Source organism: Gluconobacter sp. P1D12_c (genome assembly GCF_018812105.1).
In the GTDB taxonomy this organism is placed as follows: Bacteria; Pseudomonadota; Alphaproteobacteria; order Acetobacterales; family Acetobacteraceae; genus Gluconobacter; species Gluconobacter oxydans_A.
In genome coordinates, this window is the sequence record NZ_JACSIQ010000722.1 from 1 (window position 1) to 389 (window position 389).

1 protein-coding gene is annotated in these 389 nt (G+C 57.3%); it reads right to left on the minus strand.

Annotated features, from left to right (window positions below):
* The coding region (locus tag KP705_RS18910) for a Tn3 family transposase (protein ID WP_215765423.1) at window positions 1-389 on the minus strand (389 nt) is incomplete at both ends.

The window sequence follows — 389 nt, forward strand, 5'->3', positions numbered from 1 at the left end:
CAGCGATAGTCCCCTGTCAGAGAGATATGCTCCCAGCCGAGGGGTGCAATATGCCGCGCCAGGTCATCGGAAATGCCGAGCGTTGCGATGGCAGACTGAAGATAGCGCGTATTCCATAGGATAACCGCTGCCACCAGCAGGTTTAAACCTGACGCTCGATAAGCCTGATTTTCAAAACGCCGATCCCGCAGTTCACCAAGCTGGTTGAAGAAGAGCGCCCGAGCCAGCGCATTCCGGGCTTCTCCCTTGTTGAGCCCTGCCTGGGTTCGCCTGCGCAAATCCAGATCCTGTATCCAGTCGAGCATGAAAACCGACCGCTCGATCCGGCCAACTTCACGCAAGGCCACAGCCAGACCATTCTGACGGGGATAAGATCCGAGCTTCCGCAG